Here is a 13,791-nt window from a genome sequence, read left to right as displayed (position 1 = left end):
ATCTCAGTTAATTAATAATCTTATCATTAAGTCTTTCATCTTTTAGTAGTTCATCACAATAATTTGAAACAAGTAAGTATAAAGTTTCTAATTCCTCTATCATAGCAAGATAATCTTTACTAGTATATTTTCTTTTAGTTTCCATCATCATAAATGTATTAGTAATTCTATGGAACATAAATGTTAGGTGCGATAATATTACTTTATTTAGCATGTCATTGGCCGCTATTCTTCTAAAATCCTTCAGCACTTTTTCCATATCGTTTGATGTGATTACACCGACTTTTATATGCCTATTCAAATTGCTCAATATTTGGTTTACTTCTTTTTTCAATGACTTTATATCTTTGATGAAATTTTTGATAAACAATTTAGTATTTCCGTTGGATTGGATTGTTTCGGTATTAATTGAAATTTTATTCTTTTCGCGTTCAGTAATGCTTCTTTCACTAATAAATTCAGCTCCATTAATTTTCGCACCATTTTCCGAGAGATTATATATTTTCATTTCTGGTGGCAATGATTTTATTAGTAATTCAAACGATTCTAAAAATATTTTTAATGATTTTGTCGTTCCAACCTGTCCACCTTGGTTATCCTCTACAATTAACTCTTCCTTCATATCTTTTGAAATCTCTGTATCTTTAACACCCTCAGCATAATACTTTCCATCAATAAGTGCTAAGTCTTGGCCTACTAAATAAACTTCAGAAAATCCTAAATAGGCAATCACTTGCAATGTAAATATAGCGACAGATGGGGAAGCATTAAAAGTATATAGATCATTAAAGAGTCTTGAACTTAGATAATCGGCTGTACTTTTTACAACAATTAAATCACCTAAATGATTAGTTTGAATATTAGAATTAGAAATTGTTTCATAAATTAAAGGTCCTTTATAATCTAAATCTTTAAAGTGACTTTCATAATTAGTTTTTCCAGAATCAATTGATAAAGCAAAATCTGGTGCAATCCCATTTTGAAGTAAAGGACGTAAAGAAGGGCCTAACGAAAATAGATGAAATGAATCTTTATTCTTTTTTATAAAATTCATATGTTTCTTTAATGATGGACCAGAAGCAACTAACATTGCTCGTTCACCATTAAATTTTCCTTCAAGTTCCCTTATATTTATTGAGTTTGCTATTGAATCTATATTTGCCAAGGGCTCTAATATCCAATCTAGTGCAAACTTCATTTCGGTCGTATTTAAAATTTTTTTTGTTTCGATTCCCTCATTAATGACTTTTAAACAGTCTTTAATCTTCTGATCGTTCAGTTTAATATAGTTTGGGTGTATCTGAATAGTTACAGAAATACCAATTAACTTAGATAAATAGTCTGCAAATAAAATAGAGGTGAAGTCTTTACCGTATATGAATGATATTTTTTTTGTTGATGAAAAGATTTTAATATGCTCCTTTTGAAGTTCTACTTCAGAAAAAGGTTCAATAAATAAAAAATGGATATTTTGTTCATATATTTTGCTCTCTATCAATTTTTCTAGCAATGCTCCATTACCAAACCCAATGAAAATAACAAAATGATTTTTTATTTCAGTTATTTTTTTTAGAAAACGTTCCGCTTCTTTTTCAGGAGAGTAAAGGGAATTTAAAGGAACTTTTTGTTCATTCTTTTCATACACATATACATTCTTATTTGAATCTGATCGTTCTAAATTAATTGTATAAGACATACTATATTTCCTCATTCGTTTCATTTAAAAAATTGTGCAATATCGGTAGTAACTCATATTCTATTAAATCAAGTACATACTCGTTGTTACCAACCTCCGCCTGTTGTATTGATTTTTCTGATATTTCTAGTAGGTGTTGTTGATTAATCAACTCCTTTTGCAGGAAATCTTCAACTTTCGAGAACTGCAATAAGGCTTCCGTCACTTGTATAAAGCTAGACAAAGTATCCGAAAAATCCTCACAGTCACGAGTATTTTCTATATAATCTTCCACTTCCAAAATATAATTATGTAATTCTTCCTTAAAATCTCTTACTAATGTTGAAATTCGTATTGCCACTAGTTTAACTACTTCTGCTCTTTTCGATAAAAGTTCTTCTATTTCTTCATTTGATATTAACTCATTATGCTCATTAACTAATATTAATTTTTCCGTCGTTAAGTACGATTTCAATATTTCATTAGCTTTATCTTTATTCTCTTCTTTCGAAACTAACACATCATTTACAAAAATCAAATTCTTTTACCTCCAATTTAAAAAATAGATAGCCAATGGAGGCTATCTATTTATTCTCTAATATTCCATCTTTGATCTTCTAAAATTAACGAAGTAATTGAAGAACACCTTGTGGTTGTTGGTTAGCTTGTGCAAGCATAGCTTGAGCAGCTTGAGTTAAGATATTGTTCTTCGTGAATTCCATCATTTCTTTAGCCATATCAACGTCACGGATACGTGATTCAGCACCTGTAAGGTTTTCCGAAGATGTACCTAAGTTATTGATTGTGTGCTCAAGGCGATTTTGAATCGCACCAAGATTAGCACGTTGTGCTGAAACTAGGCTAATAGCTCCATCAATAGTAGTGATAGCTGCTGTTGAAGTAGCATGGTCTTGAGCTAAATCAATACCAGCCGCACCTATTAGGGCTGTTGAGTCCATAGCATTGATAGAAAATGTAATAGCTTGGCCTGAGTTTGCTCCAACTTGTAAAGTAAGACCTGTTAAGCCACCGCTAAGTAAAGTTTGTGTATTAAACTCAGTTGTATATGCAATACGGTCGATTTCTTTAGTTAATTCAACTACTTCCGCTTGGATAGCAGTACGGTCTTCTGCTGTATTCGTATCATTAGCAGATTGTACAGCTAGTTCACGCATACGTTGTAGAATTGAGTGAGTTTCGTTTAAAGCACCTTCTGCAGTTTGGATTAAAGAGATACCATCTTGCGAGTTTTTAGCAGCCATGTCTAAACCGCGAATTTGTCCACGCATTTTTTCAGAAATCGCAAGACCAGCAGCGTCATCTCCTGCACGGTTAATACGAAGACCTGAAGATAATTTTTCTAAACTTTTAGAAGAGTTAGCGTTGTTGAAAGATAGTTGACGGTGCGTGTTAAGCGCAGCAATATTATGATTAATTCTCATTATTAATTTCCTCCTTGAGTGTGGTTTAGTTCACATCCATGTGAACTTATTTTTTATGTTTACAGCGGTTAAGGAGTCGGCCGTTCTTCCTTAATTACTGCTTACAATATTACTATCGGAGTTCGTTCCTATTTGTTTAGCTTATTTTTGAAAAAAGTTATATTTTTTTAGTTAGTCTTGAAAATAAACTCTCGTCTACAATTGTCGATTCTTTATTCGTTTCAGTAATAGAGAGGATGAGTTCCCCGCGTAAAATCTCTGTTGTTTTAGGCGCCTCTATACCAATACGGACACTATCTCCTTTTATCTCTAACACTCTAATTTCTATATCTTCACCTATTATTATCGTTTCGTTTGTTTTTCGAGATAAAACTAGCATTTTTTACCCCTCCTCCAAAATAGTTTTTGAAGATGAACCAATTACATGACGTAAAGAAAATTTATTCTCATTAATAATCATTTGCTTTGCTTTTTTAGTGCTTGAGTTGAAAATGATTGGGGCTTGTAAATTAATAGTGGACGTTTCAAATGGATCTTTTAATGATAAAACCCCTAATACAAAAATCTCTTCAACATTTTTAATGTCCAATACTTCAATTGTTGGTTCGTCAATATCATAGGAGTAGTCTTCTACTAAATTATAAGGGTTTGCCACTATTAGCGCTATATCTCTAACATTTACAGATTGAAGCACACTAAAAATTGGGCTATCTGTAATCGGGAGTAATACAAATTCTTTTTCTTCCTCAAATCCAGGAAGTCCTTTTGGAAAACTCCATATTTGTTCATTTTGTATTTCTATTTCACCGAAGAACTTTGTTTGAATATTCATATGATCTTCTCCTTCATAACAATTATATATGTAGACTATCACTCTTTTAAACAGATAAAAAGACTGGCTTTTAAGTCCAGTCTAAGATAACTTACCATTTCACATCGATTTGAATAGATGGCCATTGTTCCATTTCACCAGTTAATTTACTTGGAGTATAATGATAAATTGGATTTTGTATTGTAACATCATTAACCGGCTTTTTTGTTTCTATATTAATGTCTAATGACCCGGGCTGAAACGACATTTCAAGTTTTAAACGATTTGGTATAAATTGAATACCAAGAGATTTCATTGGTCGACTACCATTTTCAACTGCTTGTTCTTTAATTACATTTCTTCCTTTAGAAATATCCATGAGTTGCCTACCCTGTGCTGCTCTACGACCAGTACCTTCCGATGAACCTTCTCTCCCAAGTTGAGCAAACTCTTCCGTCCGTTTAAAAACACTTTTTAAGTCTAAATCGGCACGTACTTCGGTCGTATCAAGTGAGAGTTGGGCTTGTGTCGTAGAGATTTCCAAAATGGCAGCAGGTTGCTGTTGCGAAAGTATTGCACGTGGTTGTTCTATTTCTTGTGTTCCTGGTGTTGTTCTAAGACCAAGAATTCCACGTGTTGTTGTAATTTGAAGTTGTGGGATATTCAAATAAGTCACCTTCTAAAGAAAGGCGCTTGGATTATATCCAAACGCCTTCTTGAATTTTGATAATAGAAAAACACTTATACTACCACTGGGTTATCGCAGAAAGTCAACTAGTGACGGTTGGATAATTCGAGACCCAACGGCTAATCCAGCACGATGAATCGATTCTTGAGTAATTAAATCTGTTATTGCTTTTTCATATTCAACATCTTCATTTTCAGACATTTGTTTAGTAACAATTATGTTTTGGGAAGACAGACGATTTTCCATCATTTCGACACGATTTTGGCGAGCACCTATCTGTGAACGAGCTGAAAGTACTAAATCAGTATTCTTATCAGCTAATCCAAGCAGAGCATCATAATCACCTTTTACTCCAGTAATTTTTTCATCTTCCAATGCGGTCTGAAGTTGCTTCATCATATCATCTATTTCATTAAATATTCCAATTCCATTGGTATTTACCGGCAGCTCTACACCAGCATTAATTTCGATATTAACGTCTTCCATAACACCGGGATTTGTAGGATCTAAAAAGCCGTTTGCATCATAAAGTGGAGCAGTTCCATTCGGATCATACAAAGGAGATAGCGTTTTGGTACCAGAAAATATAAACTTGTCCCCAATTTTCGTATTTCCTAAATCACGGATTTGCAATTTGATTTGATCAATTTCTTTTGCAATCTTGTCCCTATCATCAGGTGTTTTAGTATCGTTTGCCGCGTCTAAAATTAACTCTCTAACACGGTGCAAAGCTTGACCTACTTTGTCTAGTCCATCATCCGAAGAGTCTAACCAATTATTCGCTTCACCTAAGTTTCGTTCAAATTGTTCTACCCTATTTAAATCTGATCGAAATCCTATCCCTTTCATAGCTACTACAGGGTCTTGCGATGGTCTCGATATTTTTTTCCCAGTATTAAGTTGTTCTTGTAGAACTCCCATTTTAGTGTAGCTACTTGATAAATTGCGAAGCATGTTGCTTGAAAGCATTGATTGAGTTACACGCACGTTATTTACCTCCTATTATAATCCTACTCGTCCCATACCATTGATAATTTTGTCTAATGTTTCATCAACAACTGTAATCATACGAGCAGATGCATTATACGCTTGTTGGAATGTAATCATATTTGTCATTTCCTCATCAAGTGAAACTGAGCTTACTGAAGCTCGATTATTAGCAATTGTTAACATTTTTACTCCTGAAGTTTCAGCTAAACGATTTGCTTGTTCACCATCTACCCCTAATTTCCCGATTAATGATTGATAAAAAGATTGAACAGTCGCATTACCTAAACCATTTATGGAAGTAGTCTTTACTCCTGCAAGTAACATTGCATTCTTACCATTCCCCTCTTGGTTAGGCTCAGTAGAAGCTGCTACTTTATTTGGATCATCTTTTATCACTTGATTGACAGCAATGTTACCAGCGGTAATAGGTCCCCCATTAGGATCTACAAAGAAATCAAGTGCTGTTGAGTTATCTGGAGGAAGTCCAAATCCAGCACGATGTATTGCATTAAATGCATTTGCAAATTCTTTTGCCATTTTATCAAGTTGGGCAAGCATTTCTGGATAATCTCCTTTGCCTGCATTACCATATCCGTATGAATTAATAATAGAGAGCATTTTCCCTTGTCCAGCTTGTAGATCTGCATGTCCAATTGTTACACCATTAGTTGGTGCTCCATTAATTGTGAATCCTTGGAAAGGATCTTTGTTATCTCCTGGTGGAAGATTATGTTCAAATTGAGATGCCTCTTTACCTTTAACAAGTTCAATTAGCCCACTATTTGTTTTGAGACTTATTGTAACGGTCCCTTCTGCAATTGCTAAAGAATTCCCTCCTGTTTTAACATAATCTACTTGTATTGGGAAGTACTGTGATAATTCATCTATTAAAGTATCTCGAGCATCATATAAATCATTTGGCATATATCCATTAGGTTCAACTTTTGAAATATTTTCATTCAGTGCAGCAATTTGTTTTAAAATAGAATTGACATCTTTTGTAGAAACATCAATTTCATTTTTTAAGTTTCCTTGTATTTCAGCAAGTTGTTTATAAATATAATTGAATGATTCCGCTGCAGTAACTCCACGCTCAGTAACTACTTTACGTGCTCCAGCATTTTCTGGAGTTGTACTTAAATCTTGTAGTGATTTCCAAAATAAATCTAACGATTCATTTAACCCAAATTTAGAGGGTTCTGTCATAACATCTTCCATTTGCGTAATAGCACGCGATTTGGCATCCCAATAGCCAAGCTCGTTTGATTCCTGTCTAAATTGACGATCAATAAATTGATCTCGAACTCGTTGGATTGAATGAGCTTCTACACCAGTGCCAATAAAACCAGGTATTTTTGGAGCATTTAAACCAATTCCCGGGTATGGAAGCGTTGGTTGCATATTAACGCGTTGACGTGAATAGCCTAATGTATTTGCATTAGATATATTATGACCTGTTGTATATAGAGCGGTTTGTTGAGTAAACATCCCACGTTTACTTGTTTCTAATCCCATAAATGTTGAACGCATGATTTGCCTCCTTATGCTTGTGAATCGAAATATGTTTTATCCTTTGAAGGACCTTTTACTTCAGTTTTTGAATAATTTATTTGATCTGGCTTTGGTCTTAGCATATCTAATGTTAGATTGACGAATTGCAGAGATTGTAAAGTCAATTTTTGGTTTAGGTCATTTTGATGTTTAAGAGTTTCTAACGTCAGCAGTAGTTTATTTCTTGCTACACCTAGCAGTTCTTTTTCTTCCTCTGTATTGGTATTTTCTAAGACATGTGCAACAGTAGGGTTGTCAGTAGGAGCAATTCCTTTTGCTCTAAGGTAATCCGTTACCTCTAGTTGACGCTGTTGCTCAAGCTGTGAAATACCTGCTACATGCGCCTGCTCGTCCTTGAGCAGTTGATTTAGACTGTCCATGTCCCCAATTTTAATAGCTTCTGTTTTTTTGTATGCAATTTCTAGTAAACTTTTGTGAAGCATTTCAAGTTTAGTTAGAGTATGCAAAATCTTTTCGATGGACATCTGTGAAAGCTCCTTTTTACATACGGTAGTAATTTAGGATGTTCGATGCTAGTTTTTTTGCATCTACTTTATATGTTCCTGCATCTATATCTGCTTTGATAGCTGCAATGCGCTCTGCTTGCTCAACCTCTATAGGAGATTTTGTTTGCATGCTTTTCGCAGCAGATGAAATCTCTAATTGATCTGTTGTAGCTTTTCTTGTATTCTGTGCATTTTCGGATAATTGTTGGTTGCGTTTATATGGATTTACTTGGCTTAAACCTATGTTTGTAATTTTCATAGAAAGTCCTCCTCTCTTCTTAACCCAGTGTCTATTGTATATTTCGGTTCAAATATTTAAGTGTTTAGTACAATTTACAGGAAATATTAGGAATTTTTAATTTTTTACTCTTGGATAACGGTTGGAATCTCTCGGATAGGTATTTGATTCTCTCGGATAAACCACTTATTCTCTCTTAACGGATTAACTTACCAAAAAAACTCCTAAATAGATTAGGAGTCCTAGGTTATAGACAAATTTAAATTTCGAAGGTGTCACTTCAGACTGTCTTGAAAACGCTTGTCAACAGTCTGAGACTATTTACGATCTGTATGGTACGTTCCATTTTCATGATTTGATACTTTTTCACGGAATTCTTGCGCAGCGTCGAATTGACGAAGTCCTGATTTTAATTCTTCGGTACAATTTTTGCATAGTTTGCCTTGTGTAGTTAGGCTACCACAGTTATCACATGGATATCCAAGGTTTGGGAATAAAGCTGGTTGAAGACGTCCTTTTCTAACCCATTTATGGAGAAGTGTTTCTTCCACACCTGTTGCTTCGACGATTCGTTCTACGGTCGCAGCACGATTTTCTCGTTTTCGAAGGAAACGATATACGATTTCGTACAATTTTTCTTCGTTTAATGCGCAATTGTTACATACTTCTCTTATACCTGTATAGTTAAAAAACTCGCCGCAACTCGGACAATTTTTTAGTTCTCCCATGATGGAATCCCCCTAAATTCTTTTAATGCTACTGCACTAAGCTCATCGTTGAAAAGCGTCATTCTTTTCTTTATGCGCTCCGTTTTCACTGCTAGCAAGCACCTTTAGCTTTTCTAATTATATCGGCATATGATCCTATTATTTAAGTAATAATCTCTATCTTTTAGCCTTTTATTAGAGTAATTGCCTCAACTTTTTTCGCTCCTGCATCTTTTAAAACTTTAGCAGCATGGTGGATGGTTGTACCAGTTGTGTAAATATCATCGAACAAAATATATGTCTTTTCCTCTACTTTACCAATCACTTCAAAAAGTGGGGTTGCTTTTAATCGTTCCTTTTTTGACTTTTTTCCTTGTTCACTAGTCGCAGTTTTAACTAACAAATGCTTGAATGGTATGCTTGCACTATTTAATAGTTCATCCACTTGGGCAAAGGTTCTTATTTGCAATTTTTCGAGATGCATCGGAATCGGTACTACTATGCCTTCTTTGTTCTCAAATAATTGACTTAAATCCGTAGCAAAAACTGTAGCTAACGCAACATCTTGTAAAAATTTGTATTGATGCAAATAGCTTTTCATCGCTTCATTGTATGCATAGAGCGCTGTGACAGAGTCAACTGCTTCTTCATAGATGGTTCCTTTGAAATCTAAAAAATCAACTGCCGTATCAGCTTTTTGAAATTTACTATAGCAACGATTACATGTAGAAGCATCTACTTCATATAAAAATAGCTTTCTCCAAGTAGGGGCTGAATAAAAGGGATTTCCACAAATCAAGCAATTCATCCTTTATTCCACCCTTCAATTGCAGCTTTCGCTCTGTCCATTTCATGAGTTATACCATGGTGAAAGAAGACTATATCCCCAGTTGGATAATTGCTTGAGCGTCCTACACGTCCACTAATTTGAATAAGTGCACTAGATGTAAATATTGGTTGCTCCGCCCCAACTACTGCAACATGGACATTTTCTATTGTAATACCACGTTCTAATATGGTTGTTGTGAGTAGTCCCGGTATTTTCTTTTCACGAAGGTGCATGACGGTTTCTTTTCGCTCTGGATGTTCTGCATGAACTCTTGGTAAATCACCTGGGAAGCTTTCTAGTATTTCAATAGTCGGCAAGAATACGAGAAATGGAATTTTGTCTCTGGTTTTCTGTTCGATCCATTGCTGCAATTTATATGGTACTTTCCCTTTTTTCAATTTTTTCTCGTACCCCCAAAGACCGCTAAATCTTGGTACTGGTAAATTGTGTCCGTGGTATCTTTTTGAAAGCATGGATTGGTTCTTTGTTTTCAATGATTTGTTAGGAGTGGCTGTTACATAATGAATAGCAGCATCTTTTTTTGCAGCTTTTGTAACAGCACGCTGCAAAGTTTCATCTGCATAGTAGGGGAATGCATCCGCTTCATCGACAAATACGACATCAAAGGCATTTTCAAAACGGTAAAGTTGGTGTGTTGTTGTAAGCACTAAATCGGCAAAACCTTCTTGGTCCCGTGCTCCACCATATAGTGCATGTATTGTCGTCTTTGGAAATACTTTTTGGAATCTAGGGAAGAGTTCTAGAATGACATCGGTTCGAGGAGCTGCTACACAAACTCGTTTTCCTCTTTGGAGACAAGTATATATGGACGGAAATAATAGTTCGGTTTTCCCTGCTCCGCAAACGGCAAACAATAAGTGAGATTCGTTTCTTTCTACACTTACTAAAAGCTCTTCACTAGCTTTTTGCTGAAGTGGAGTTAGCTGGCCATTCCAGTCAAACACATGATCGTTCGCGCCGCGAGCATGCTTTCCGTTCCAAAGGATAAGCTCGGAACAACTACTCACCCGCCCCATCCGAATGCAATGGCGGCAATAGACACAACTTTTGTTACAACGTGCACAGTGAAATTTGTAGAATAAGGAATGGTTTGTGTTGTGGCATCGGTTACAGAAGTTCTTCTTTAATTTCCAAAACAAAAAAGTGCTTTTGTCTGACTCGATTCCGCGTTTGAGGCGAATGTGGCCACTGTCAATGTGGGCATCGATGACTTCGCGAGGGAATGGGGTATGTTCGCGAAGCCATATGCGGCCGGTAAGAAATTGTTGTAGTTGTTTGTTCATGGGTATCTTCCTAACTTTTTAGGCTAGTCAATTTTCACCCATCCAAGTCCCATCGAACCCTCACCTAGATGCGTGCCAATGACTGGTCCGAAATAGCTGATTGTAAATTGAACGTTTGGTAGAATTTCTTCTAATTCATTTTTCCAATCGATTGCATCGTTTTCATTGTTTGCGTGGATGATAGTCGCTTGTAGTTTTTCGTATTTTTGAGCGTCTTCTTGAAGTAAGTCTGCAATTCGTTTCATCGCTTTTTTGCGAGTGCGTACTTTTTCGAATGGTACGATGACTTTATCTTGGAAATGGAGGATTGGCTTTACTTGAAGTACAGAGCCAATGATACGTTCGATGCCGTTTAAGCGGCCACCGCGATGCAAATGATCCAGGTTGTCCACCATGAAGTAAGCACATGTCGTTTGTTTCATCGCGTTTAGTTCTATTAAAATTTCCTCTGGATGGGCACCAGATAGAGCCATTTCAGCAGCTCGAACGACATAAAAGCCTTGCACCATGCAAGAAACTTCTGAGTCAAATGTGTACACGTCCAAATTGTTTACTATTTCGCCAGCTTGTTTCGCACCAGCAAGTGTTCCACTAATTCCGCTCGATAGATGGATAGAAATGACTGCATCGTATTCTTTCGATAGCTCTTCAAATGTCTCGACAAAATTCCCTAGGGACGGCTGAGACGTTTTCGGAAGGGCTCGATCATTTCGGATTTTCTCGTAAAATTCAGTCGTGCTAATGTCAATTTCTTCTCGATATGTGTCATTTCCAATGACAACGCTAAGGGGCACCATGTGGATGTGAAGGCGATCACGTATTTCTTTTGGGATATAAGCGGTGCTATCTGTTACTACTACCGTTTTCATGTAAATAATCACACTCCTAACATTAGTTTACTGAATAGTTTTGGGAAATGAAAGCATAAAAAGGCCCTCGACATGATATTTGTCATATATGCGAGGGAGCTTGTATTTTATTCTGATGAATCTCCTATAAAGTAGACGCTTGTAACAAGCCATTTACCATCTTCTTTAACAAATACGGTTACTTGGCGACCTTCCCGATCAAGTTTGGCACCAGTGGATGGTTGCTCTAAGGCGATATGTACATTTGCAAAAACTTGAGCATGGGTTTCTTCGTATTTGATAATAGTGACGTTTTCCGCTGTACGTTTTGTATCGTATTCTTTAAATGTTTCTTCGACTACAGCTTTTTCATCGTCATAGTTGAAGCCTTCTGGATTTTTAGAAATGACACTCATGTAACGGCTAATATTCTCTTCATTGAATGCATCCATATATTCGTTGAATGCTTCGAGTACTGCTGTTTTTTCTTTTTCCGGTACATTCTCTGCTTCTTCAATATTTCCGCCAGCCATTTCAAACCCTACTTCAGATTTGTCTGTAGCTCCGTGGTCTGTAACTGATTGTGTATCAGATGGCGCGTTGTCGTTTACGGATCCGTTGTTCTCATTACTATCTTTATTGCTACCGCATGCTGTTAGTAGTAGTGTGAGTGATGCAATTGCTATTGTATGTATTAGTTTCATTGGTTCCCCTCCTGCTAGTGGATATTTTGTCATACTTAAGACGAAAACTCAATTAATTGGTTTCAAGTAATTTTTGGTAGAATATTCTGTCTCATGTATGTATCATAAAGGGAGATTGGAGGTGAACTATTTTGGTGAAAAGACACCATGCTTTATTGAAAAGATTACCTGATGTACACAAGGACCTTCATTACCTGAGAGAAGAAATAAGAAAAATGGAAGCTGGTTCTCGTGGGGAAAATCGAATTTTAAAGAAACTGGCAGAGGTCAGATTGCCAGGTCAAATAAAAATTTTTTCCGATGTGAGATTGGAATTAGGTGACTGGAAAGTGCAAATTGATTGTCTACTTGTGACGGATCGCTGCTGTATCATTCTCGAATCAAAAAATTTTAGTGATGATTTATTTATTGATACAGATTCAGAGGAATTTTATAAAATTGATAAGAAAGGTGAAGAGATATCTCTACCAAATCCATATTTCCAACTTATGAAGCATATCCGGTTTATTAAGGCATATTTTCAAAAAGAGCTACCGAATTGGAACGTGATTGGAGCCGTCATCATGACAGCCAAATCGTGTAGAATTCGGAAAAAACCTATCCACTACCCATTCTATCAATTAGAAAGTATGAATGAAAAAGTAATTCAGATGTACAATCAATCCAATTCCCCTCCCTTATCTTCTAAGCAATTGCAAACTATTGAGCAAGTGATTCTAACAGAGCAATTCACTTTTTCTTATCCACCATTATGTGAATTTTACCGTATATCTCCCACTGAGTTGATCGCAGGAGTTGAATGTCCCTATTGTGGGGTGTTAGGAATGAAACGAAACGGAAAAACATGGACATGTCCTTCCTGTAAAAAGAATGCGAGGGATGCTCACATTCAAACTGTTCAAGAGTATTTCTGGTTAATCAAAAATGAGATTACAAATAAAGAGTTTCGTGATTTTTGCAAATTAGACTCTATTTACTCTGCATCACGTATGCTAAAAAATATGAATTTACATGCTCATAAAGGAGGTGCTTGGCGATATTACTCTCCTCAATAGAATCGATGACTGTAGATTCATTTTTGGGGGTTTTAAATTGGTAGTTCAATGCTTTCTTTGGACCGATTTCTTGGAATCGCAAACTCATGTCCGCTAATCACAAGTTCAGTTTACCTAATCGCAAATTAAACCTTTATAATTGCAAGTTCAGGTACTCTCTTTTGACTGATTTCTTAGAATCGCAAACTCAGTGGCGCTAATCGCAAGTTCAGCTTCACGAATCGCAAATTAAACCTTCATAAACGCAAATTCAGGTGCTTTCTTTGGACCGATTTCTTGGAATCGCAAACTCATGTCCGCTAATCACAAGTTCAGTTGATTAAGTCCATATAATTGTGTAAAAAGGAAAAGGGTCAAATTAATCCCTCTTGGTTACAATGTTTTCAACGACGATAAACAATGAGGAGAGATTAATAATGACCCAATTAAAGTTTACCCTAGAT

At 35.9% G+C, this 13,791-nt stretch carries 16 protein-coding genes; 1 reads left to right on the top strand and 15 read right to left on the bottom strand.

Annotation, left to right across the window (positions count from 1 at the left end; translation table 11 throughout):
• Positions 1-7: 7 nt before the first annotated feature.
• The 15 genes from FG384_RS17975 to FG384_RS17905 all read right to left on the bottom strand — a co-directional run bounded on the left by FG384_RS17975 (position 8) and on the right by FG384_RS17905 (position 12,293).
• Positions 8-1,696 carry a motility associated factor glycosyltransferase family protein gene (locus tag FG384_RS17975; RefSeq protein WP_166462483.1) on the bottom strand — a complete coding sequence of 563 codons (1,689 nt, stop codon included), beginning with the start codon at positions 1,694-1,696 and terminating at the stop codon, positions 8-10.
• Between the two features lies 1 nt (position 1,697).
• A complete protein-coding gene (locus FG384_RS17970) occupies positions 1,698-2,213 on the bottom strand; it encodes a PHP domain-containing protein (RefSeq protein ID WP_142644067.1) in 516 nt (171 codons plus the stop codon).
• An 85-nt stretch (positions 2,214-2,298) separates the two neighbouring features.
• Positions 2,299-3,117 (bottom strand): flagellin Hag, encoded by an 819-nt coding sequence (gene hag / locus FG384_RS17965; RefSeq protein WP_142644066.1) that lies wholly within the window; start codon positions 3,115-3,117, stop codon positions 2,299-2,301.
• Positions 3,118-3,274: 157 nt separating this feature from the next.
• Positions 3,275-3,496, bottom strand: a complete 222-nt coding sequence (csrA, locus tag FG384_RS17960) for a carbon storage regulator CsrA (protein WP_142644065.1) — start codon at positions 3,494-3,496, stop codon at positions 3,275-3,277.
• A 3-nt stretch (positions 3,497-3,499) separates the two neighbouring features.
• The gene (gene fliW / locus FG384_RS17955) at positions 3,500-3,949 is read right to left on the bottom strand and encodes a flagellar assembly protein FliW (protein WP_142644064.1); all 450 of its coding nucleotides are present in this window, start codon (positions 3,947-3,949) and stop codon (positions 3,500-3,502) included.
• Between the two features lie 91 nt (positions 3,950-4,040).
• Positions 4,041-4,595: a DUF6470 family protein gene (locus FG384_RS17950; RefSeq protein WP_142644063.1), complete on the bottom strand. Its 555-nt coding sequence runs from the start codon at positions 4,593-4,595 to the stop codon at positions 4,041-4,043.
• A 90-nt stretch (positions 4,596-4,685) separates the two neighbouring features.
• Positions 4,686-5,603, bottom strand: a complete 918-nt coding sequence (gene flgL / locus FG384_RS17945; RefSeq protein ID WP_142644062.1) for a flagellar hook-associated protein FlgL — start codon at positions 5,601-5,603, stop codon at positions 4,686-4,688.
• Between the two features lie 15 nt (positions 5,604-5,618).
• Complete coding sequence (flgK, locus tag FG384_RS17940) at positions 5,619-7,136, bottom strand: flagellar hook-associated protein FlgK (RefSeq protein WP_142644061.1); 1,518 nt, start codon at positions 7,134-7,136, stop codon at positions 5,619-5,621.
• An 11-nt stretch (positions 7,137-7,147) separates the two neighbouring features.
• On the bottom strand, positions 7,148-7,642 hold the full coding sequence (locus FG384_RS17935) for a flagellar protein FlgN (protein ID WP_142644060.1): 495 nt from the start codon (positions 7,640-7,642) through the stop codon (positions 7,148-7,150).
• Between the two features lie 16 nt (positions 7,643-7,658).
• Positions 7,659-7,922: a flagellar biosynthesis anti-sigma factor FlgM gene (gene flgM, locus FG384_RS17930; RefSeq protein WP_142644059.1), complete on the bottom strand. Its 264-nt coding sequence runs from the start codon at positions 7,920-7,922 to the stop codon at positions 7,659-7,661.
• Between the two features lie 296 nt (positions 7,923-8,218).
• Positions 8,219-8,629, bottom strand: coding sequence for a TIGR03826 family flagellar region protein (locus FG384_RS17925; protein ID WP_142644058.1), 411 nt, complete (start codon positions 8,627-8,629; stop codon positions 8,219-8,221).
• A gap of 163 nt (positions 8,630-8,792) precedes the next feature.
• Positions 8,793-9,416 carry a ComF family protein gene (locus FG384_RS17920; protein WP_142644057.1) on the bottom strand — a complete coding sequence of 208 codons (624 nt, stop codon included), beginning with the start codon at positions 9,414-9,416 and terminating at the stop codon, positions 8,793-8,795.
• The gene (locus tag FG384_RS17915) at positions 9,413-10,465 is read right to left on the bottom strand and encodes an ATP-dependent helicase ComFA (RefSeq protein WP_338101358.1); all 1,053 of its coding nucleotides are present in this window, start codon (positions 10,463-10,465) and stop codon (positions 9,413-9,415) included. Before FG384_RS17915 ends, FG384_RS17920 begins: the two co-directional genes overlap by 4 nt.
• Before the next feature lie 299 nt (positions 10,466-10,764).
• A complete protein-coding gene (locus FG384_RS17910) occupies positions 10,765-11,610 on the bottom strand; it encodes a DegV family protein (protein WP_142644055.1) in 846 nt (281 codons plus the stop codon).
• Positions 11,611-11,717: 107 nt separating this feature from the next.
• The gene (locus FG384_RS17905) at positions 11,718-12,293 is read right to left on the bottom strand and encodes a nuclear transport factor 2 family protein (protein WP_142644054.1); all 576 of its coding nucleotides are present in this window, start codon (positions 12,291-12,293) and stop codon (positions 11,718-11,720) included.
• Positions 12,294-12,427: 134 nt separating this feature from the next.
• On the opposite strand from FG384_RS17905, the gene FG384_RS17900 reads away from it, so the two are divergent.
• Complete coding sequence (locus tag FG384_RS17900) at positions 12,428-13,348, top strand: nuclease-related domain-containing protein (RefSeq protein ID WP_240793479.1); 921 nt, start codon at positions 12,428-12,430, stop codon at positions 13,346-13,348.
• Positions 13,349-13,791: the final 443 nt, after the last annotated feature.

Origin of the sequence: Psychrobacillus vulpis (assembly GCF_006861825.1) — a bacterium.
Classification (GTDB): Bacteria; Bacillota; Bacilli; order Bacillales_A; family Planococcaceae; genus Psychrobacillus; species Psychrobacillus vulpis.
Note: the sequence above shows the minus strand (reverse complement) of the source record. Positions and strands in the feature narration are given on the sequence as shown.